This window comes from Cyanobacterium sp. (assembly GCF_054166785.1).
This window is the reverse complement of the sequence record NZ_JBSZCP010000025.1, coordinates 23,490-46,629: the sequence shown is the minus strand read 5'-3', so window position 1 is coordinate 46,629 and position 23,140 is coordinate 23,490. Positions and strand designations below refer to the sequence as shown.

Annotated in this window: 14 protein-coding genes; 7 read left to right on the top strand and 7 right to left on the bottom strand. The window is 38.7% G+C overall.

Annotation, left to right across the window (positions count from 1 at the left end):
• Window positions 1-110: 110 nt before the first annotated feature.
• Window positions 111-3,353 carry a DNA topoisomerase (ATP-hydrolyzing) subunit B gene (gyrB, locus tag ACXITR_RS04505; protein WP_457996036.1) on the top strand — a complete coding sequence of 1,081 codons (3,243 nt, stop codon included), beginning with the start codon at window positions 111-113 and terminating at the stop codon, window positions 3,351-3,353.
• Window positions 3,354-3,392: 39 nt separating this feature from the next.
• On the opposite strand, the gene moeB is transcribed toward gyrB, so the two are convergent.
• Complete coding sequence (gene moeB, locus ACXITR_RS04500; RefSeq protein ID WP_457996035.1) at window positions 3,393-4,574, bottom strand: molybdopterin-synthase adenylyltransferase MoeB; 1,182 nt, start codon at window positions 4,572-4,574, stop codon at window positions 3,393-3,395.
• A gap of 399 nt (window positions 4,575-4,973) precedes the next feature.
• On the opposite strand from moeB, the gene ACXITR_RS04495 reads away from it, so the two are divergent.
• Window positions 4,974-5,861: an ABC transporter permease gene (locus ACXITR_RS04495; RefSeq protein WP_457996034.1), complete on the top strand. Its 888-nt coding sequence runs from the start codon at window positions 4,974-4,976 to the stop codon at window positions 5,859-5,861.
• 34 nt (window positions 5,862-5,895) lie between these two features.
• Window positions 5,896-6,231 (top strand): hypothetical protein, encoded by a 336-nt coding sequence (locus ACXITR_RS04490; RefSeq protein WP_457996033.1) that lies wholly within the window; start codon window positions 5,896-5,898, stop codon window positions 6,229-6,231.
• Between the two features lie 54 nt (window positions 6,232-6,285).
• Here the strand turns inward: ACXITR_RS04490 and ACXITR_RS04485 are convergent, their stop codons facing one another.
• Window positions 6,286-7,371: a PIN domain-containing protein gene (locus tag ACXITR_RS04485; protein WP_457996032.1), complete on the bottom strand. Its 1,086-nt coding sequence runs from the start codon at window positions 7,369-7,371 to the stop codon at window positions 6,286-6,288.
• A gap of 172 nt (window positions 7,372-7,543) precedes the next feature.
• Between ACXITR_RS04485 and ACXITR_RS04480 the strand changes: the two genes are divergently transcribed.
• Complete coding sequence (locus ACXITR_RS04480) at window positions 7,544-8,293, top strand: DnaJ domain-containing protein (RefSeq protein ID WP_457996031.1); 750 nt, start codon at window positions 7,544-7,546, stop codon at window positions 8,291-8,293.
• Between the two features lie 99 nt (window positions 8,294-8,392).
• Window positions 8,393-9,142 carry a DUF3153 domain-containing protein gene (locus tag ACXITR_RS04475; RefSeq protein WP_457996030.1) on the top strand — a complete coding sequence of 250 codons (750 nt, stop codon included), beginning with the start codon at window positions 8,393-8,395 and terminating at the stop codon, window positions 9,140-9,142.
• A gap of 1 nt (window position 9,143) precedes the next feature.
• Here ACXITR_RS04475 and ACXITR_RS04470 read toward each other — a convergent pair whose 3' ends face one another.
• From ACXITR_RS04470 to ACXITR_RS04460, 3 genes are all read right to left on the bottom strand, one after another.
• Window positions 9,144-10,556: an AMP-binding protein gene (locus tag ACXITR_RS04470; protein WP_457996029.1), complete on the bottom strand. Its 1,413-nt coding sequence runs from the start codon at window positions 10,554-10,556 to the stop codon at window positions 9,144-9,146.
• A gap of 71 nt (window positions 10,557-10,627) precedes the next feature.
• On the bottom strand, window positions 10,628-11,188 hold the full coding sequence (gene def / locus ACXITR_RS04465) for a peptide deformylase (protein WP_457996028.1): 561 nt from the start codon (window positions 11,186-11,188) through the stop codon (window positions 10,628-10,630).
• Between the two features lie 175 nt (window positions 11,189-11,363).
• On the bottom strand, window positions 11,364-12,236 hold the full coding sequence (locus ACXITR_RS04460; protein ID WP_457996027.1) for a Tab2 family RNA-binding protein: 873 nt from the start codon (window positions 12,234-12,236) through the stop codon (window positions 11,364-11,366).
• A 368-nt stretch (window positions 12,237-12,604) separates the two neighbouring features.
• On the opposite strand from ACXITR_RS04460, the gene ACXITR_RS04455 reads away from it, so the two are divergent.
• A complete protein-coding gene (locus tag ACXITR_RS04455) occupies window positions 12,605-15,661 on the top strand; it encodes a peptidase domain-containing ABC transporter (RefSeq protein WP_457996026.1) in 3,057 nt (1,018 codons plus the stop codon).
• A 64-nt stretch (window positions 15,662-15,725) separates the two neighbouring features.
• Window positions 15,726-17,441 carry an HlyD family efflux transporter periplasmic adaptor subunit gene (locus tag ACXITR_RS04450; protein ID WP_457996025.1) on the top strand — a complete coding sequence of 572 codons (1,716 nt, stop codon included), beginning with the start codon at window positions 15,726-15,728 and terminating at the stop codon, window positions 17,439-17,441.
• Between the two features lie 3 nt (window positions 17,442-17,444).
• On the opposite strand, the gene ACXITR_RS04445 is transcribed toward ACXITR_RS04450, so the two are convergent.
• Together ACXITR_RS04445 and ACXITR_RS04440 are read right to left on the bottom strand one after the other, a co-directional pair.
• A complete protein-coding gene (locus ACXITR_RS04445; protein WP_457996024.1) occupies window positions 17,445-20,369 on the bottom strand; it encodes a UPF0182 family protein in 2,925 nt (974 codons plus the stop codon).
• A 223-nt stretch (window positions 20,370-20,592) separates the two neighbouring features.
• Window positions 20,593-23,085 (bottom strand): glycogen/starch/alpha-glucan phosphorylase, encoded by a 2,493-nt coding sequence (locus ACXITR_RS04440; RefSeq protein WP_457996023.1) that lies wholly within the window; start codon window positions 23,083-23,085, stop codon window positions 20,593-20,595.
• Window positions 23,086-23,140: the final 55 nt, after the last annotated feature.

The window sequence follows — 23,140 nt, the reverse complement described above, 5'->3', positions numbered from 1 at the left end:
TAACACCTTTTAAATCTTGATAGAGTATAATGTGCTATAATTTTGGGTAAAAATATCATTTAATAAAAAATAAGGCAACCTATAGCCTTCACAATGGGAATAAAATAAATATGGCTATCGAAAAACAAACCTCCAACTATGGAGCAGAACAAATCCAAGTATTGGAGGGGTTAGAACCTGTTAGAAAACGTCCGGGGATGTACATTGGTACCACAGGCCCGAGGGGTTTACATCATCTAGTATATGAAGTAGTGGACAACTCCATTGATGAAGCCTTAGCAGGACATTGTAGCCATATTGAAGTAGATATTAATAAAGATGGCTCAGTGAGTGTCACCGATGACGGGCGAGGTATTCCCACCGATGTCCACCCCAGTACCAATCGTTCCGCCCTCGAAACCGTAATGACGGTACTTCATGCAGGGGGAAAATTTGGAGGCGGTGGTTACAAAGTATCTGGAGGTTTGCACGGGGTAGGTATTTCTGTTGTAAACGCGCTTTCTGAGTGGGTAGAAGTCAAAGTATGGCGCAATGGCAATCTTCACCAACAACGCTACGAAAGAGGGATTCCCATTACAGAATTAGTCGCCCAGCCCGATGCGGAGCATTCCACGGGTACATCCATCAGCTTTATGCCCGATGCTCTTATTTTTAGCGAAACCACCGAATTTAATTACGCCACCCTTTCCAATCGTCTCAGGGAGTTGGCATACCTCAATGCGGGAGTTAAAATTACTTTTGGCGATCGCCGCTTAGAATCTCTCAAGGAAGAAACCTACTGTTATGAAGGGGGTATCAAAGAATACGTTACCTATATGACAAGGGAAAAAGACGTATTACACCAAGACATTATCTATGTAGAAGGAGAAAAAAACGGCGTACAAGTAGAAGTCGCCTTCCAATGGTGTATTGATGCCTATAGCGACACAATCCTAGGCTTTGCCAACAACATCCGTACCGTAGATGGTGGTACTCACCTAGAAGGACTAAAAACCGTTTTAACCAGAACTTTAAACAACGTTGCCCGTAAACGTAACAAAATTAAAGATAACGAGCCTAACCTTGCCGGGGAAAACGTTCGAGAAGGTTTAACCGCAGTAATTTCCGTCAAAGTACCCGATCCCGAATTTGAAGGGCAAACCAAAACAAAATTAGGTAACTCCGAAGTGCGGGGTATCGTTGATTCCCTCGTGGGAGAAGTATTAAACGAATACTTAGAATTTAATCCCCATGTAGCCGATAGCATCATTGAAAAAGCAGTTCAAGCCTTTAAAGCCGCCGAAGCTGCCCGTCGTGCCAGGGAATTAGTGCGCCGTAAATCTGTTTTAGAATCCTCACCTTTACCCGGAAAATTAGCAGATTGTAGTACAAGAGACCCCTCCGAGTCCGAAATTTTCCTCGTGGAAGGGGACAGTGCAGGGGGTTGTTTTTCAGGAGAGACAGAAATCGCCCTTGTAGATGGTCGAAATATTACCTTTAAAGAGTTAGTAGAAGAGCAAAAAGAGGGTAAAGAGCATTTTTGCTATACCATACGCCCAGAGGGGACTATTGGTGTTGAGCGTATCATTAACCCTCGCATTACCAAGAAAAATACCCAAGTTATTAAAGTCACCTTAGACAATGGCGAGCAGATCGTTTGTACTCCAGATCATCGTTTTATGTTGCGTGATGGTAACTATAAACAAGCTCAACATTTAACCCCAGAAGATTCTTTAATGCCTTTGTACCGTAAACTATCTTCTACCCAAGAAAAAGGTATTACCATTAATGATTATGAAATGGTGTGGAATCCTCGCTCTGATTCTTGGTTATTTACTCATTTAGTAGCGGACTGGCATAACCGTTGGCAGGGTGTTTATAAAAAAGAAGACGGACAACATTGCCATCATATAGATTTTGATAAAAGAAATAACAACCCCACTAACTTGCTTCGTTTAAGCGCTGAGGAGCATTTAGCCTTACATCGATCGCACCTAGAGCATACTTTACACCGTCCTGATGTAAAAGAAAAATGCCGTCAACTCAGACAAAAAGACGAATTTCGTCAGATGATGAGTGCAAGGATGAAACAAGAGGATACTCGTGAAACGTTATCTGCCAATGCTAAAGCCCAATGGGAAGACGCTGAGTATAAAAATTACATGGCGGAAAAATGGCTAGATTTTTATAACAGTAACCCTGAATATCGTCAAAAAAATGCTCAACAGCTATATGAAGCCCAACAAAAATATTGGAGTGACGAAAATAATCGTCAAACTCAAAAGGAAAAAGTAAAAGAGTTTTTTAAAAATAATCCCTCTACCCGTCAAGAATTATCTACCTTGGCTAAAAAGCAGTGGCAAAATCAAGATTTATTAGACTGGAGAAGAGAAGAAACTAAAAAACAGTGGACTCCTGAATTCCGAGAAAAGCGTCGTCAAGCCTTGGAGAAAACCTACTATAACAAAACTATCTCTGCCCTTAAGCAGATTGAAATTGATTATGGTTATGTAGATACTGAAGCCTATAATCAATATCGTTTACAAACAAAGGATAAAACTTTACTCAAGCTAGAAACTTTTGGTGACCGTTATTTTAACGGCAATCAAGAGCAGGTTTTGGAAGCCGTTGCTAATTATAATCATAGAGTAATAAAAATTGAGTCTCTCACAGAATTAATTGATGTTTATGATATAGAGGTACCCCATACCCATAACTTTGCTCTAGCTAGTGGTGTCTTTGTTCATAATAGTGCAAAGCAAGGGCGCGATCGCCGTTTCCAAGCTATTTTGCCCCTAAAAGGTAAAATTTTGAACATAGAAAAAACCGATGACGCTAAGATTTATAAAAATAATGAAATCCAATCCCTAATCACTGCCTTGGGTTTAGGCATTAAAGGAGATGAATTTGATCCTAGTCAACTAAGGTATCATCATATCGTAATTATGACTGATGCGGATGTAGATGGCGCGCACATCAGAACCCTTTTACTGACATTCCTTTACCGTTATCAAAGGGAATTAGTAGAGCAGGGATATATCTATATTGCTTGTCCTCCCCTTTATAAATTAGAAAGAGGTAAAAATCATTATTACTGCTACAGCGAAAGGGAATTGCAAGAAAAGATTGCTGAGTTTCCTAGCAATGCCAATTACAGTATCCAAAGATTTAAAGGTTTAGGGGAGATGATGCCCCAACAACTTTGGGATACTACCATGAATCCTGAAACCCGTATGATGAAAAGGGTTGAGATTGAAGATGTGGCGGAAGCCGATCGCATTTTCACCGTTTTAATGGGTGATAGGGTAGCCCCAAGGAGGGAGTTTATCGAAACCCACGGACCACGGTTAAACCTCACGGAGTTGGACGTATAATAATTTTAGGGTGGGCAATGCCCACCTTTTTTATTTTATCTAGTATTGGGGTACAGAGGAATCAACTTCTTCACTCCAAGCGGCAATACCACCTTTAACGTTAATTCCCTCAATTCCTGCTTGTTGTTTAAGGATATTGAGAGCTTTGGCAGAGCGTCCACCTAGCTTACAATGGGCGATTAAACGCTTATTTCCTACCAACTCCTTAACTTTTGCAACTCCATCACTATCTTCAATGTCAGGTAAAGGAATTAAAGTTGCATTGGGAATTTTAGCAATTTGATACTCGTTAGGATTACGCACATCAATTAATACATAATCATCGGCACCACTATCTAATAACTCTTTTAATTCAGTTACACTCATTTCCTGTAATTCACCCTCACTTTGACTAGCTGCGGCGGCGGCTTGGGGAATACCGCAAAACTGTTCATAGTCAATGAGTTTTTCAATGACAGGGCGCACAGGGTTGGGACGTAATTTCAATTCTCTAAACTTCATCCCCATGGCATCATATAATAATAATCTACCGCTTAAGGTTTTAGCAGGATCAACTCCTAAAATAATTTTAATGGCTTCGGTGGCTTGAATTGTGCCGATAATACCACATAAAACTCCTAAAACTCCCCCTTCAGCGCAAGAAGGTACCATGCCCGGTGGTGGTGGCTCGGGATATAAGTCACGATAGTTGGGCCCGCCTTCATAGTTAAATACGGTGGCTTGTCCTTCAAAACGGAATATAGAGCCGTAAACGTTGGGTTTGTTTAACAATACACAGGCATCGTTGGTAAGGTAACGGGTGGGGAAATTATCTGTACCATCAATGATTACGTCGTAGGGTTCAAGAATTTTGAGGGCATTTTCTGAACTTAGGCGGGTTTCGTATAAGTCCACTTGACAGGTGGGGTTAATTTCTAAGATACGATTTTTAGCCGATTCAATTTTGGGTTTACCTACCCATGAAGTGCCGTGAATTACTTGTCTTTGTAAGTTAGAATGATCGACTACGTCAAAATCTACAATGCCGATGCGACCAATACCAGAGGCGGCTAAGTATAATAAAAGGGGTGAACCTAATCCCCCTGTACCAATACAGAGTACACTCGCTGCTTTAAGACGTTTTTGCCCTTCCAATCCGACTTCAGGCAAAATAATGTGTCGTGCGTAGCGTTCGTACTCATCTTTATTCAGTTCTATAGAGTCTAAATTAGGATTGAGCATTTTATAAGTTTTAGATTAGCAGAAATTGTTTCTGTTATTTTTTCTGTAAGTGATTATTTTAACAAATTTATGGATCTGAGGTAATTTATGATTGATCTTTGTTAAAAAAGTGCTTTGGGTAAATTTATATGGAGATTTTTTTTCATGAAATAAACTAAGCCATCTTTGGGTTTGATGATAGGGTAAGTTATCTTCGAGCAACAGAGGCGATCGCCCATGGAGTTACTGTTACGATGGTGTAGTGACCGTATTCTCGGTATTGGGTGATAACTTTAATTTCTTGTGGTTGATGGTGGAAGAAGAATTAATTGAATTTGTGGTTAATTTGCCCTGAGCTTTGATGGAGCGAGGTAAAATGAAGATAGAAAAGTTATTGTAACAAATATTAATAAAAATAAAATGACTCAAACTATTGATAATCAAAAATATAGGGCAATTTTAGCTCCTACCTCTGAAGATATAGCTTTTGAGAGTAATGATCTCAATGATTTTGTGCAGGAAACTTTTGCGCTCACTAAGCGTCTTTTCATTCAGTTACAACGTCGCCCTTCTACCCTTGTAGCAGGAGTTATTCAACCTTTTATGTGGTTAATCTTGTTTGGCGCTTTATTTTATAATGCTCCCCAAAGTTTATTTGGTGATGATTTTAGTTATGGGCAATTTTTAGCCCCCGGTATCATTGTTTTTACTGCTTTTTCGGGTGCTTTAAATGCTGGTTTACCTATTATGTTTGACCGAGAATTTGGCTTTTTAAATCGGCTATTAGTTGCCCCCTTGGCTTCTCGGTTTTCCATTGTGGCCGCTTCGACTATCTATATTATTAGTCTGAGTTTGATTCAAACCGCCGTAATTATCATTGCTAGTGCTTTTATTGGGGCTGGTTTACCTAGTATCGCTGGTTTAGGGGCGATCGCCCTCATCACCTTCTTAATCGTCTTAGGAGTAACAGGATTAAGTCTAGGACTAGCTTTTGCCCTCCCCGGACACATCGAACTACTAGCCGTAATATTTGTAATTAATTTACCCCTATTATTTGCAAGTACCGCCCTAGCCCCCATGGCATTCATGGCAAACTGGTTACAAATCATCGCCAGTCTAAACCCCCTAACCTATGCTATCGAACCCATACGCTATATTTATCAAAACGGTGACTGGAACTTCGCTAGTATTGTAATTACCACCCCTTGGACAGAAATAAACTTCGGCGTTGTACTACTCCTATTATGTGCCTTTGATGCCCTCATTCTTTTAGCTATCAAACCCCTATTAAGCCGTCGTTTTGCTTAATCTTTAATGTAAACAAAATTAGGAAAAAAATATCATGAAAAACAAACTTATATACACAACCCTTCTCAGCCTTGGTTTAGTTATGGGTTATGGTAATATTGCCTCCGCCCAAAATATTAACTCTAATCAAGATAATATCTTCCAATCCAACGAACAAAACTCCCTCTACGGAGACAGTATCAACCCCATGCAACTCATTCACAATGCTAACATGATGAATCGCATGAATGGAGGTACTAGCCCCGAAGTCAGAAACAGAAACATTCAAAATGCCGCCCAAAGTTTTAGGGAAAGACAACTACAAAGAATGCGAGAAATGGAATTACAGAATAACAACTCAGGAGAAATAGAACTAGAAAACGAACTATAAAAAGAAAACCCTCTCCCATGGGAGAGGGCTTAAATGGTAAAAACCAATAGTTGCTTAGTAATGATTCACCGTAGAATTATTAGTCTTGGCGAAAATCATTCTTCCCGCTGAAGTTTGTAAAGCAGAAGTTACGGTAACTCTCAACTCTTCCCCCACATGATTATTGGCATCTTCCACCACAACCATCGTACCATCATCAAGATAACCGATTCCTTGACTAGGTTCTTTCCCATTTTTCAAGATTTTTAAATCAATGTAGTCTCCAGGTAGATAAATAGGGCGAATAGCTTGGGCTAAATCATTGATATTCAGAATAAGAATTTTTTGTAAACTTGCTACCTTACTCAAATTAAAATCATTAGTAATGAGAGTGGCATTAATATCGTGGGCAAGGTGTAGTAACTTAGCATCCACCGTCGTTACATCCTCATATTCTTCAGGGTGAATAACGATAATTTCGGGGTATCTTTCCTGCATTTGATTAAGAATATCTAACCCTCGGCGCCCCCTGACTCTTTTTTGGTCATTGGTAGCATCCGCTAATTGTTGTAATTCTTGTAAGATAAACTGGGGTACTAAAATTTGCCCTTCAATAAATCCCGTATCTAATAATTGTTGAATACGTCCATCAATAATACAGCTAGTATCAAGGATTTTGGTGGCAACGGGTTTTAGTGTGCCTTCCGCCACCAACATCGACTCAATACTATTGGGGTTAATTAGTCTTAAAAAAGTTCTACCGTGGGTATCAGCCAAAGAGACTCCCAATACGGCAAAAATAACACTACCTAAAATCGCCAACATGGGCTTAAGGAAACTAAACTCGCTCGGAATTGGTAGGAGGAATATGGGGGCTAACATTAAATTTGCCAACAATAAACCTAGTACCAAACCGATCGCCCTTGTTATAATAACTTCAATGGGGGTTTTTCTGATTCTTTGCTCTAAACGGCGATAAGTAGTTTGGGCAACTAAACCCATGGCTAACCCAATAATGGAAGAGAAACCGGCGGCTAACCATCTTAGGGCTTGAATATTGGAAACTTGACCTTGAATGTCACCGGGTAAAACTTGGACGATATCAAAGCCTACTCCTGCAAATGCAAGAATAAATATAGAAATAATAATAGCGTCAATCATAATAAATAAGTTGATCCTTGTTTGGATGCAGATAGTTAATTATATCTTTCGATAACGAGTGCGATTAATAATCATGCTAACTCTTAATCTATTTTAACTTTTCATTGCGGTTTACGAAGTTCGGTTATCTTTCACCGTCTGTAATAATGTAGAAAAACAGTAATTCTAATTTATGACTGGACTAGATAAATATTACCAAATACTTAAAATAGAGTCAGGGGCTAGTGTGGAGGAGATAAAAAAGGCATACCGACAACTGGCTAAAAAATGGCATCCTGATAATTTTAATGATAGTCCTGAAAAAGCGGAGTTAGCAGAAGAAAAATTTTTAGAAATTCATGGGGCTTACGAAATATTAAAAAATCATAAAGATTCTTATCATGATCATAATAAAAATGTGAACAATAGTCAAAAGTCTGTGTTTGTCAGAAGGAGTTTAGATAATAATAAGAAAAAGGCAGATTTTTATTATAACTTAGGGGTAGAGGAAGCGGAACATGAGGAATGGGAAGAGGCTATAAGGTATTTTACCCATGCTATTAAGCTAGATAAAGATTTTATTGATGCTTATTATTATCGTGGAGCGGTGTTGGAGAAGCAAGGGTTGAAGTTGAGGGCAGAATCTGATTGGAGTAGGGCAGATTTTCTCAAAAGTTTTGAACAGAATAAGGTTGAATTTAATTATTACCAAAATAATTCTAAGAAGAAAAACAAAGTTCGTTACACTTCTAAAAATAGGTTTAATAATTCTATAAAAAAGAAACAAGCTAATCTTTTTGTCTGGTTTAGTATTAGTTTTAGCTTTATTTTAATTGCTTTTGGACTTGCTTTTGTTAACTATAGTGAAAGTAGAAGGGATAATAATCAAGGCTTAAACTACTTTTTAGATGATCAAAAAATATTTACTTTAATAAATAATTAAATATTACCTTGTCCTTGAGAATGTGAGATAGAGAGTGTAAACTTTAGGGATAATCAAATTTGAAGCTATTAAAATAATCTTGATTGGGGATATTGGATAATGAAAGCTATTTTTCAGAAGTTAATATTATTTACTGTGTTGGTTGTGTTTTTAACGGGTTGTGTCCGTTATGATGTGGGGGTTAATTTTTCTCAGGCAAATAGTGGTACGATAATTCAGCATATAAAATTGGGTGAGCAGTTAACTAGCTTTAGTGAGTCGGAAGGTAATGCTTGGTTAAATGGCATTCAAAAACAGGCTTTGAGGTTACATGGTAAGGCAAAAAGATTGTCTGCGGAGGAGTTGGTAGTAACGATTCCTTTTCATAATGGACAGGATTTGGTAAGTAAGTTTAATCAGTTTTTTATTTCTGAGGTTGATTCTAAGGTTAACCGTAATTTGACGCAGCAGCAGGGGGATAGTTTACTAGATTTAGAGGCTAGTATGGATATTACCCAAAATAATGGGATTTTTGTGGAAAGAAATGTGTTACATTTTTCGGCTGATTTGACTCCTTTGGGAGTAATTTCTGATGAGGGTAATATTATTATTTCTTCGGGTGATTTGATTAATTTACAGTTGAGTTTTAATTTTCCTTGGGGGGCAAAGTTAATTACTAATGATTTTCCTACTTGGGAAAGGGGAGAAGATAATCAATATAATGTGAGTCTCAAGGCTGGGCAGGTTAATGATGTGACGGCTATTTTCTGGCTACCTAATTATATCGGTTTAGGAGCAGGGGCGATCGCCCTTTTCATTTTCTTAGGTTTTACTTTAAAATATCCTCAATCCCTCAAGTCGTTAAAATAATTCACTCAGAATCGTTGTGATTAACTAGCTTTTCTAAATCATGATAGTTAATTTTTCCTTGGTCATTACGGGGGATTTTATCTACTTTTAACCATATTTTTGGTATTTTGTAGTGGCTAAGGTGCGATCGTAATTTATCTTTAATATTATTAGCTATATCCCTCTGGTTATACTCAGAGATAGTTTCATAAATAGCACAAACAATTTGTCCCCAATAGTTATCATTTTTTCCCAAAATTATTACATCTTTCACTAAACCTGTCTCCCTAATTAAATTCTCTATTTCTGATGGGTAAATATTTTCACCCCCTGAAATAATTTTATGGCTACTTCTGCCTATTATATGCAAATAATTATTTTGGTCTAAATATCCTAAATCATCAGTTTCAAAATAACTATAATCTTGATAATAGGGATAATATCCTTTAAATAAAGACGAACTTTTGATAATAATTTTGCCAAATTTTTCTTGGTTATTTTCAATGGTTATATCACCATGGGGTAAAGTCTTACCACTACCCTTTTTCCCCTCCAAAAAATTATTTGGTTTCAGAATTGTTACTCCTGAAGCAGTTTCCGTCATGCCATAGGTTAGGGCTAAATTTATTTTTTGAGTTTTGCAAATATTTTGTAATTCTAAGGGGGTGCTACTTCCCCCCACTAAAACTGTTTTAAATTGTTTTAACCAATTAATATTGGTATCTAAAAAAAACATTAATTGGGTAGGTACAAGGGAAATAAAAAAGCCGTGATAATTACCTAAAGGAACTTCTTTTTTTAGAAAAGAGTAGTCATAAATTTTTAAATTCCCCCCCGTAATAAATGTTCTTATAATTTGCATTAACCCACTAACATGATACAAAGGCAGACAACAAAAAGAGTTGATCTTTTCTTCTTGCCAAAATTCTTTAAATCCCATAGCAGAATTGCTTAAAGTTGACCATGTATGGATAGCAAATTTAATTTTTCCCGATGTTCCCCCTGTGGGTATCATTATTTTTTCAGTCTCATCATTCTTATTAACCAAATTTTTATTAGTATGGATAATCTCATGCTTTATGTGCTGAATTAATAGGGAAGAATTATTTTTTTCTAACAATTGATGATGGATATTATAATCATCTGAATCTATAAAAATAAAGTTAGGTGTTGCTAATTGATAGACTTGCTCTAATTCTTTCCTTTGCCAATGAGGATTTAATAAAAAAATAGAGGATTTTGTTAGAACTGAAGCGAAAAAAACACTGATAAATTTTGTGGGATTTTTAGTTGAAAGGAATACTATATTATTTTTACTTTCTTTAATTTGATTAATATAGTTATGAATGTGAATTAAAATGGGTATATTTTCTTGGTTATAAACACAATTTTTTTCAAAGCACTCTAATAATTTTAAAATTTTTTTTCTATTCACAAAAAATCACAGTTTTGATGATCAAAATATCCGATGGTGGGCAATGCCCACCCTACTTTGTTTAGAAATAACTAGGAAATCGATTGCACTGCGTTAACATCCAAACCTTGTTTAGTCAATTCTTGGGTAAGGATAAGGCTATTTTTAATTCTATCCACAAACAGAACACCTGTAAGATGATCCATTTCGTGTTGTATTACCCTTGCCATCCATCCTGATGCCTTTATTCTTTGTTTTTTACCACTTAAAGTTTTAAATTCTACTTCAATTTTTGATGGGCGACTGACATCGAGGAATACGTTAGGTATGCTTAAACAACCTTCTTCTAGGATACATACATCTTTGCTATATTTTTTGATAACGGGATTAATCATCACTAGGGGAGGATTAGTGTCATTATCGGGCTGAAGATCGATTACAATCATTTGTTTATTGACTCCTACTTGGGGGGCCGCTAAACCGATACCGTTTTCTGCATACATAGTTTGCAGCATTTCCACGGCTAATTCTTTGACTGATTCATCAATTTTAGCGATGCGCTTGGCGTTTTGTCTGAGAACTTTATCTCCTAATATATGTAATTTTAGGGGTGGACTTACTTTTTCTTTTTCGACAATTAATGTATTAGTCATACTTGTAGTTTTCTAGTGTATTAACACAATCTCTTTTCTTTGATCATAAAACATTGTTTTAACTTCTCCAAAGTTTGGACGTTGTGAATTATGAGCCTGATGTTGTCAAGGGGTTTTAACCTTCGTTTATCTTATTTGGGGAAAAAATGACTATAGGGTATTACCGCTATCAAATTTATGATGATTCGTGTTTGAGTAACCAAAAGCCTTCAAAGGATTCTGATTCGGGAGAGGATTGGATAGCGAGAAAGTGTACGCCATTGGCTTGTTGTTTGGCGGTTTCAAAGCCTTCCCCTTCGGCAACGGTTTTTTCGTCGGTAAGGTTTGCTAGTATCCAACTATCACTGACTCCTGTTTCTAGGCATATGCGGGGAAATTGTCCTGTTTCTAGGCGTAAATAGCCTAATTCTAGTCCAGACATCCATGCACTGAGGGGTAATGCTCTTTTTGAAAAGATTATCAATCCGGGTATTTTGGTGGTTTCTTTTATGTTGGCAAGGGAGAGGGGAAATGATTCTCCAAATGCGATCGCCCATTCATCCATATCTTGAAAATCATCACTATTAAGGGATACTAAAGCCCATTTATCGGTGCGATCGCCCTTAACGGCATCAGGTAAACTAATGGCATTACCTTGGGGATATTGTACTGAAGCGACTGTTTTTGGGGCTTGATAACCATCTTGATGGGGATAAAAATCAATATCTCTTTCAGCCAACCAACGATTCAGGGCATAGGTATGGCGAGAAGGAAATACAGAAATATTAGCATCATCACAGGCTTTGATGATCATATTATTCATTTGACGGCGAAAAAACCTTATTTTACTAGGAGTCTCCCCCGCTTTCTCTATGGCAGAGGCGATCGCCTTTCCTAAAGTGATAGAATTAACCTCACTATTAGAACAAAACTGGGAATAACGAAACAAAGAATCATAATCACTATTAATACCCGTAGGACTCTCACAAATCAGAATTTCCCACAGTTTTTTATCATTCTCATCAAAAATCGGACGTGAGTAGAAATCTAGCTCCCAAATTTTTCCCATAGTAAAAAGTCTTAAGCCTTAATATAAAATGAACGTTGTTATCAACCTTGTATCATATCATTCTCTGATTTCTAATGTTTAGCTTTACCTATCCTTAAAGTAAATACCCTATGCTGTGCTATGGATAATATATTATCCACAATAATTTTACAAAGCACCTCTGAATCAAACTTTATTGTGTACTAAATTAAAAAGTAGAATGATTAACTTCAAAAAAAAAGCTCAACATTTCTTAGGAAAAGATTGAACTTCATATAATCTTGCTTATAATTAGTTTTATAAAAATGAAATAATACATAGTATTTTTAAACACGGAAATTTAATAAATACATATATAAATTTAATTCCTGATAACGACAAAGTAAACCATGGTATATACTCTCGGTTCAGTAGAAAAATTTATTGCTACTGTCGCACCTTTTAACCTTCTTTCAGATAACGAAATAAAACAACTAGCCCAAGAGTTTAACCCATTAAAATATGAAATGGGACAGATAATGCTAGTCAAAGACAAAATTCCTCCCTACGTTTCCATCATATACGAAGGACAAGCCCGATATATTGGTTACGATCCCCGTACCAGTTTACCCCAGAGTTTAAAACTTATTAGTAACGGTAGTGTAATTGGTTGGCAAAGTTTGATGAGGGGGTTTGCCTGTGAAACTGCGATCGCATCTACCCCTGTAGTGGCGTTAACCTTAGCTCGGGAAAAATTTTTAAATCTTCTTGAGCAAAAACTAAATATAAAAGAATATTACCAAAAAACCCCCGGGTTAATCGAGATTTTTGACAGCCTTGGTTATCAACTCAACCATCGTGCCACAGGGGAAGGTAACTTAAAAACATTAACTCAACAAGCCCTAACAACATCCCAAGTAGTGCATTTGGGTAAAGGAACAATTACTAACTTACCCCCTGCCCCCGAAGGACATATATGGTGCTTTAGTGGTGGAAAAATTAAAGACTTAGCCATCGGCGCTACCATTAACCCCAGAGAAACCCTTGAAGCGCAAACCGAAATTAGGCTAGTATCCCTCGATATTACCCTGATAGAATCAGCCCACAATAACAATAACAATAACACCAACGGCACATCACCCACCGAAATTAAAGATGACCCTTGGCAGGATAGCCAAACCCCCACTCCTAAAACAGAGCAACTTCCAGCCATTGCCCCTGAAGTTCTTATGGATGAGGATAACATTCCTCTAGCGGATAATAGCATTTTACAAGAACAACCCCAAAATCTTTTTCAAGAGCCAAAACAATCCCTTAAAAGTTATCCTTACTTCACAGGTAGGAGTGAAACAGAGATAGGTATTGCTTGTTTTCGGATGTTGTGCAAATACTTTAACATTCCCTATAAAGGAGATATTCTCACTCGCATAATTACTCAACAGGTGGAAAATAGTGGAAGGTTATCCATTGAAGTGTGCGGTGCGATCGGGGAACTTTTAGGATTAAATAGTCAATTAGTAGAAGTACCAGCAGGGGCTTTTGCCAGATTAGAAGCACCTATCCTAGTCAAACTAGAAGACTCCCTAGTGGTAATTTACGCCACCAGCGATAAAACTATCATCGTAGCAGATCCCACCCTGGGCAAAGTTCGGGAAATGAAAACCATCAGTTTCCTTGAAAGATGGGGACAAAGTGGTAAAGCCCTACTCCTGAAAAAAAATAAAGAAACCGCCCAACAAACCTTTGGATTGAGTTGGTTTGTGCCATCCCTAATTAAATTTAAGTGGATGTTGCTAGAAGTATTTGTGGCTTCCTTCTTTGTACAACTTTTTGCCCTCGCCAATCCTTTGATGATTCAGGTAATCATCGATAAAGTAATTGTGCAAAATAGTCCCGATACGTTGCAAGTATTGGGTATTTTCCTCGTTGTCTTGGCGGTATTTGAAGCCATCCTCAGCACCCTGCGCACTTATTCTTTTGTGGACACCACCAACCGCATTGACATGGCATTGGGTTCAGAGATTATTGATCACCTTCTGAGGCTACCCCTAAGGTACTTTGAAAAGCGCCCTGTGGGGGAAATTTCTACCCGTATCAACGAATTAGAGAATATTAGATCGTTTTTAACAGGAACAGCCCTAACGGTGGTGTTAGATGCGATTTTCTCGGTAATCTACATCGTGGTAATGCTCATTTATAGCCCTCTGCTTACCTTGGTATCCATGGCGATCATTCCTATTTTTATCATTCTTACCGTTGTCTTTTCTCCTCTAATTCGTCGTCAACTGAGGGAAAAAGCCGAGCGTAATGCTGAAACTCAATCTCACTTAGTGGAAGTAATGTCAGGGATTCAAACCGTTAAGGCTCAAAACATAGAATTGAGATCCCGTTGGGAATGGCAGGAGCGTTATGCTCGTTATGTGGGTACAGGGTTTAGAACGGTGATAACCCAAACTTTAGCAGGTTCAGCTAGTAATTTTCTCAATAAACTCTCCCAGTTATTAGTGCTTTGGGTAGGGGCTTATTTAGTCTTACAGGGGGAGTTAACCTTGGGGCAGTTAATTGCTTTTCGTATCATTGCAGGTTATGTAACCTCTCCGATTCTTCGATTGGCTCAATTATGGCAAAATTTCCAACAAACTGCTTTATCTTTAGAACGTTTAGCGGATATTGTGGATCACCCCCAAGAGGGTGAGGAGGATAGAGATAATATTCCTATGCCCAGTATTGAGGGGAATTTGAAATATGACAGTGTTTGCTTTCGTTTCAAACCCAATACACCTTTACAGCTTAATAATGTGAGCATTGAAATTCCTGCGGGAACTTTTGTGGGTATTGTGGGGGAAAGTGGTGCTGGTAAGAGTACCCTAACTAAGTTGGTGGCAAGGCTTTATGAGCCTGAGTCGGGACGCATTTTGATCGATGGTTATGATGTCAACCGTGTGGAGTTGTATTCTCTACGTCGTCAAATTGGGGTTGTACCTCAAGAGAGTTTGTTGTTTGAGGGGACGGTGATGGATAATATTGCCCTCACGAATCCTGATGCGAATACGGAGGAAATCATTGAGGCGGCAAAAATTGCGGTGGCCCATGATTTTATTATGGATCTGCCCAACGGTTATAATACAAAGGTAGGGGAAAGGGGGGCTTCCTTATCGGGGGGACAGAGACAAAGAATTGCGATCGCCCGTTCGGTTCTGCAAAATCCTCGGATGTTAATTTTGGACGAAGCCACTAGCGCCCTTGACTACAATACAGAAGCTCAAGTATGTCAGAATTTGATTTCGGCTTTTAGCGATCGCACTGTACTATTTATCACCCATCGCCTAGGTACCATTCAAAATGCTGATACCATCGTGGTAATGGATAAAGGGGCGATCGTAGAAGTAGGAACTCATGCAGAATTAATGGCACTAAACGCCCGTTACTATTACCTTTATCAACAACAACAAAAAGCAGAAATATAAAAAAGCATTTGCCTAGACTCCATTCTAGGTTCATCAACCATTTAACCCTATCTCCGTAATAACTATGCAATTTACCAACAACCCCAACACAAATCAAGAAAATCTTTTACAAAGAAATGGACAATCCGCCCCCCCCCAAGGGCAGGAAAAAATTAACCTAGATACCTCTGGATTTGAAAAAGGAGTAATTCTCAAACAATCCCCCGTTTGGTCTAGGGCGATGACCTGGACTATTATGGGAGTCACCGTATTTGCTATTTTATGGGCCTATTTTGCCCGCATTGAGCAAGTGGTGGCCGCAAGGGGTCAACTGAAGCCAAAAAATTCCGTACAAGAAATTCAAGCACCCATTAATGGTGTGGTGAGCAGCGTTAGGGTTCAAGACGGACAAAGAATCAACGCAGGAGATTCCCTCGTAGTATTTGATTCGGAAGCATCGGAAGCACAATTAGAATCCCTTTTAAGCATTCGAGAGTCTTTAGTGAAAGAAAATCGCTTTTATCGAGGACTTACGAATTCTCGCCTCACTGCCTCTGTGGTAGAAGCAAATATCATTGATCTTGAACTAGCCCCAGAAATTCAAGCCTTAGCCCTCAACCGTGCTTCCATTGTCGAAGAAATTGAGTTTTACGAATCCCAAATTGGCACAAGAAATGGGAATAACCTTAGTCCAGATCAAGCCTCCCGTCTAGTGGCGACGAATAATGAAATCGATTCTCGCTCTCAGGTAGCCCAACTAAAAATTAGTCAACTGGAAAAACAAAGAAGTCAGAATAATAGTCAGTTAGCCGATGCCCAACGGCAGTTAGGAAATGATCGCACCGTATTAGAGCAAATAAAAAATAGAAATCGGGATGCCATCGCCCGAGCCGAAGAAAGCCTAAAAATTGACGAAGATATTTTAAGTAATTTTGGTCCCCTATCGGAAGAAGGGGCAGTGTCAAGGGTACAAACAGACTTACAAAGGCAAAGGGTGCAAGACCGCCAAGCTCGATTAATTGAGCAAAGAAGCAATGGCAGAATAGAAGAAGAAAGACAACAACAGCAGATACAAACCCGCCTAGCTCAAATTGAACAACTTCAAGAAGAACGAGCCAGAATTAACTTAGAAATTAATCAAGCCCAACAAGAGTTAAGAAATACTGTTTCCGTTAGTGAAAGAGATGTGCGCGATCGCCTCGCCGGAAATAACCAAAGACTCTCAGAAATTGATAGTCAGCTTAACCGTATTATCGTAGATAACGAAAAAAGGATCTCCGAACTCAACAGTCAAATCACCTCAGCCCAACAAACCCTTCGTTTTCAGGAACTAAAAGCCCCCGTCTCAGGAACTGTATTTGATCTCCAAGCAAGTCCTGGTTTTGTTCCTAATGCGGGTATTTCTGAACCTTTATTAAAAATAGTACCAGACCCTGGCCCTGATAATCCCCTCATCGCTGAAGGCTACGTCACCAACCAAGACATAGGGTTTGTGCAAATAGGACAACAAGTAGATGTAAGAATTGATAGCTTTTCCTATAGTGAATTTGGTGATATTAAAGGAACGGTGGAATTTATCGGCTCCGATGCCCTTCCCCCTGATCAAATTTATAACTTTTATCGTTTCCCTGTCAGGGTAGAGTTAGAAGAACAAAATTTATTAATTCGTGGTAATCCTATAGATTTACAATCGGGGATGTCTGTGAGTTTAAATATTAAAGTTCGAGAAGATCGAAGTGTGCTTAGTTTATTTACAGAGTTATTTAGTAAAAAAGTAGATAGTCTGCGAGAAGTCCGTTAATTATCACTCGATGCCCAACTCCTGAAGGGGTCGGATAATAGTGGATTCTGGTACTTGATCGGGGTTAAAAACTCCATCAATGGCTTCTTGAAGACTGTTCGCCATGACAATGCGATTATCGTAAACCACAATTACCCTTGTTAGGGCGGGAATACTATTTTGATCGGCTTCTAAATACACAGGTTCCACATATAATAAAGACTGTTCGATGGGAATTACTAACAAGTTACCCTGAATAGCTTTTGAGCCTTGACGATTCCAGAGGGATATTTGTCCCGAAATTAGGGGATCTTGGTTAATGAGAGCCTCAATTTGATCTGGCCCAAATACTAGCTCTTGTTTGGGAAATTGATATAACAATAGTTTGCCATAATTCTCCCCATCACTTCTGGCGGCTAACCATGCGATGAGGTTAGGGCGAGATACGGGGGTATAGGGATGTAAAAGGATAAATTCTTCTTGATCGGCAATGGGTAGTTTCATGATCAAGTAATAGGGATTGATGGATAGTGCTTCATCACCGTAGATTTCTTGGGGTACTTGCCATTGGTCTTCCCTGTTATAGAATACTTGAGTATTTTCTACATGATAGGTAAGTAGTCTTTCTGATTGGGTACTGAATAAGTCGATGGGATAGCGGATATGTTCCATTAAATCTGAGGGCATATTCTCTAAGGGTTGGAATAGTTCCGGGAATATTTTTTGCCATGAGCGAATTAGGGGATCATTTTCTTCGCTGATATAAAAAGTTGTTTTACCGTTGTAGGCATCTATCAATACTTTTACTGAATTACGAATGTAGTTAAATTGGTTCTCTCCCGGATCTGAGTAGGGGTAGTAGTTGGAGATGGTATAGGCATCAATAAGCCAATATAGATGGTTAGAATCATCGGGATCTCCGTCAGCGGCTACGATATAGGGATCTCGATCATAGTAAAGAAAAGGTGCGATCGCCTTTATCCGTTCATTAATATTACGACGGAACAGAATACGAGTATCAGGGGTAAAATTATCCGTCAACAACATCCGCCAATCTCGCAGATGCACAGCAAAAGCTAATTTACGCCAAGTATCGGCAATATTAATGCCCCCCAAACCATCATAGCTAGTATTAAAATTCTCCTCTCCGCTAGGAAAATCAAACTCAGGAAATCTAGTATTCGTCATGATATAGTTATTCGCCAACTCCCCAAAATAGATACGAGGGCGCACAATGGGAATACTTTCTCGAATGGCAGGGGAAGAAACATTTAACCCCCCCGGATCTGACTCTGAGCCAATATCACTAACAAAATAAAAAGGTAATCCCCCCTGTTGTACCCTATTCACAGGAGACATGGTAAAACCATAACCATGGGTATAGATGAGATGTTTATTTACCCAAGTTTTTGCTTGTTCGGGTACCAGTTGATAATCTAACTCTCGGGGAGCGACAATTACTTGAGTATAGTTACTATCTCCATCGTCATTTTTAATGTTATAACGGTCAATATCCGCATCAGGGAACACATAATAAGGGCGAATTTGTTGCAACTGCCTATTGGCTTGGAGAATAGGGCGAGTATCCCACAGACGAATATTATCAATGGTTAAATTATTGGCTCGGATGTCTTCTAGGGTAAGAGAGGCTTCTGGGTTAAAGGTCTGCACTTCTATGGTATCTAAATTAAAAGCTGCCCTAGTTTCTTCTATATTTCTGCGTATATAGGGTTCTTCCAAGCCCAACTCGTTGGGCTGTACCATGGTATTTTGATATATTTCCGTTACCACTAACCCTGTACTATAAAAGACAAAATAGATAATGAAAGGAATGCTAGAAAAGCGCAAACCCCTTTGATGTTTATTCCTGCCCCCATAGCCCGTTACACATTTTAACAACAGCCAAATACCTATGAGCAAAGCCATGGCAGAGGCAACGGTTTCTACGGGTAGGCTAATGTTAAGGTCAGTATAACCAGCCCCATATACCACTCCTCGGGTAGAGAAAAGTAATCCATAGCGATTTAACCAATGAATCACCGCCACGGTAACCATTAACCCCCCTAACAGTCCGTAAATATGTCTTAGTTGATACCTCGATAACCCATCAAACTTACCTTGGCTAATACTATTGTTACTGATTAAATAAATAATTAATGAAGCGGTAATACTGTAGAAAAATAATCCTTGTAACCAAAAATCGAGGACTTGTAAAAAAGGAATTTTGAAGATATAAAAACTAATATCATAGTTAAATATGGGATCAGTTTTATCAAAATCAATACTGTTAAAAAACCGTAAAAATCTTATCCAATAACCTGCATTGGTAAAGGCAAAAACTATACTAATATAAACAGAAATAAAGTAAAGACAAAACCTCGCTTTGGTCATTATTAAACTGGTGATGACGAGCAATAATAACCCTTGCCAAGCGGTATCCGATACACTGCCCACTAACTGGGCGATCGCCCTTATGCGAAAAGGAGACTTAATAGCGGTTTGTAAATTGGGTAAACCAATATTTAATTGCCATGCCTCATTAGCAGTTTCGGTATAAAAAACTAGACTAAGAGCAATGAGAGAACTAAAAAGAATTAAAATAAATAATAAAGATTTAATCTGAATAGCAGGGGATTGAGGAGCAAATTGTTCCTGCTTAGTATCTTGATATAATTGTTGATGTTTTTTAAGTCTGTTGGCAATAAAAATATTACCAATAATAAAGGATGAGGAAACGAAAAAAGTAACTAAACCTAAGAATAATTTAGTTTTAAATTGAGTTAAAAAAGTTTGTACATAACCCAACTCTTCAAACCAAAGTATTTCAACGCCCAAACGGCTCAAGCCTATGATAGATAACCAAACCACCATTATTAAAGACAAAAGAGCAATAATAACTTTATGGTTGAAAACAATTAATTTGGTTGGACTTTTATAAACTTGTTCCATGGGGAAACCATTGACAATGAGCAGTGGACAATTGACAATTACTTTTTTATTATCAATTAATTTGGAAGGTTTTTAGGGACTCCCCCTCACCTTGGCAAGGGGGAAATTAATAATTGAGAAGGTCAGAAATTACAAATGATCAACTCTGAGTTGTACCGTACAAAACAGAAAACATTAATTTATCATAATTATCCATTCTCAATTCTCAATTCTCAATTCTCAATTATCCTATTTCTATATTAACAGCATCCACATCCCAGATTTCCTTGCAATACTCCCTGATGGTGCGATCGCTCGAAAACTTAGCCATACGGGCGCTGTTGAGGATAGACATTTTAGTCCATTTTTCCTGATCCTTATAAGCCTGAGCAACTTTATTTTGACAGTCTGCATAGGCAGCAAAATCAGCCATGAGCATATATTGATCGTTATAGAGTAAATAATCAACAATAGGTTTAAATAGCTCTTTATCACCATGACTAAAGTAACCATCCCGAATACGATCAACCACTTGGGCTAGTTCCGCATTTTCTTCGTAATAGTCCATGGGGTTATAGCCGTTGGCCTTATATTCAGAAACTTCTTCGGCGGTTAAACCAAACAAGAAGAAATTTTCAGCCCCAGCTTCTTCCCGAATCTCGATGTTAGCACCATCCAAAGTACCGATGGTTAAAGAACCATTCATGGCAAACTTCATATTACCAGTTCCAGATGCCTCTTTTCCTGCGGTGGAAATTTGTTCAGATAAATCGGCGGCGGGATAAATTCTTTGTCCGAGGGAAACGTTAAAGTTAGGTAAGAATACTACTTTAATTCTGCCACGCACATCGGGATCTTTGTTTACCACATCTGCTACGCTGTTAATTAACTTGATGACTAATTTCGCCATGAAGTAACCGGGAGCAGCTTTTCCACCAAAAATAAAGGTACGGGGTACTACTTCTACATCGGGATTTTCCTTAATTTTGTTATATAAGGCGATGATGTTTAAAACGGCTAGGTGTTGACGTTTATATTCATGGATACGTTTAACTTGCACATCAAAGATGGAGTCAACGTTAACTTCAACCCCTTGTTTTTTGAAGATATACTCCGCTAGTCTTTGTTTGTTGGCTTTTTTAATGGCCTGCCAGCGATCGCAAAAATCCTGATCATCAATGTACTTTTCTAACCCCTTCATCATGGTTAAATCTTTTAACCAACCATCACCCACTTTTTCGGTGATTAATTTGGAAAGTTCAGGGTTACTGAGCAAAATCCAACGACGGGGGGTAACACCATTGGTTTTGTTATAAAATTTTTCTGGCCAGAGGAAAGCAAAGGCACGGAGGGTTTCTTGTTGTAGTAATTCCGTATGGAGGGCAGCAACTCCGTTAATAGCATGACTACCTACACAGGCGAGGTGGGCCATGCGTACTTTTTGTTCTGAACCTTCTTCGATGAGGGATACCTGTTCTAATAAGTCCTCATTGTCAGGGTACCATGTACGCACATCTTCGAGGAAACGATGGTTAATTTCAAAGATGATTTCGAGGTGACGGGGTAGAAGTTTTTTGAATAAACTTACTGACCATTTTTCAAGGGCTTCGGGTAAGAGGGTATGGTTGGTATAAGCGAGGGTTTTTTGGGTGATATACCAAGATTTATCCCAGTCCATGGCGTATTCATCCACAAATATGCGCATCAATTCGGCAACGGCAACGGCGGGGTGAGTGTCGTTAAGCTGGATGGCTACTTTGTCGTGGAAGTTGTCTAGGCCGGGGTTACGGCTTAGGTGTTGTTTTACCAAGTCTTGGAGAGATGCGGCTACAAAGAAGTATTGTTGAGCCAGTCTTAATTCTCTACCTGCGGGGGTATTATCGTTAGGGTATAAAACTTTGGAGATGGTTTCGGAGTTAATTTTTTCTTCTACGGCACGGTCATAGTTTCCTGCGTTGAAGGCTTCAAAGTTAAACTCTTCACTAGCTTCTGCTTTCCATAACCTTAGGGGGTTAACGGTGTTAGTTTTAAATCCGGGTACGGGGGTATCGTGGGGGATGGCAAGGACGGTGCGATCGGGTATCCAAGATACTCTACAGTTGCCCTTGGAGTCGCAGTAGGGTTGGGTATAGCCCCCTAGTTTTACTTCGATGGTTTCGTTGGGGCGAGGAATTTCCCAAGGGTTTCCGAATCTAAGCCAGTTGTCGGGTACTTCGGCTTGCCAACCATCTCTAATTAGTTGGTGAAAAATTCCGAATTCATAGCGAATACCGTAGCCAATGGCGGGTATTTCTAAACTAGCGAGGGAGTCGAGGAAACAAGCGGCTAGTCTGCCCAAACCACCGTTACCGAGTCCTGGATCTGGTTCTTCTTCTAATAATTCTTCTAAGTCAAGATCTAATTCTTTGATTACTTGTTCTACTTCTTCGTAGATGTCTAGGTTCACTAGGTTATTGCCTAGGTGTCTGCCCATGAGGAATTCGGCAGAGAGGTAACATACTCTTTTGGTGTTGCTTTCTCTATAGGTTTCGATAGTTTTGAGAAAGCGGTGAAGAATTCGATCTCGGATGGTGTAGGCGAGGGCTACATAATAGTCTTGTTTGGATGCTTTATTTTGGTTTACCCCTTGAATGTAGAAGAGGTTATCTAAAAACGCTTGTTTTAGCGTTTCTCGACTCATCCCAGTGCGATCGTCTTCTATATTGCTAGTGGTTTTTTTTATTGTTGTCTCTACCATAGTATTTTTCTATACTTCTATATTGTTAAGGTTATACGATCTTTTAAAAATATTG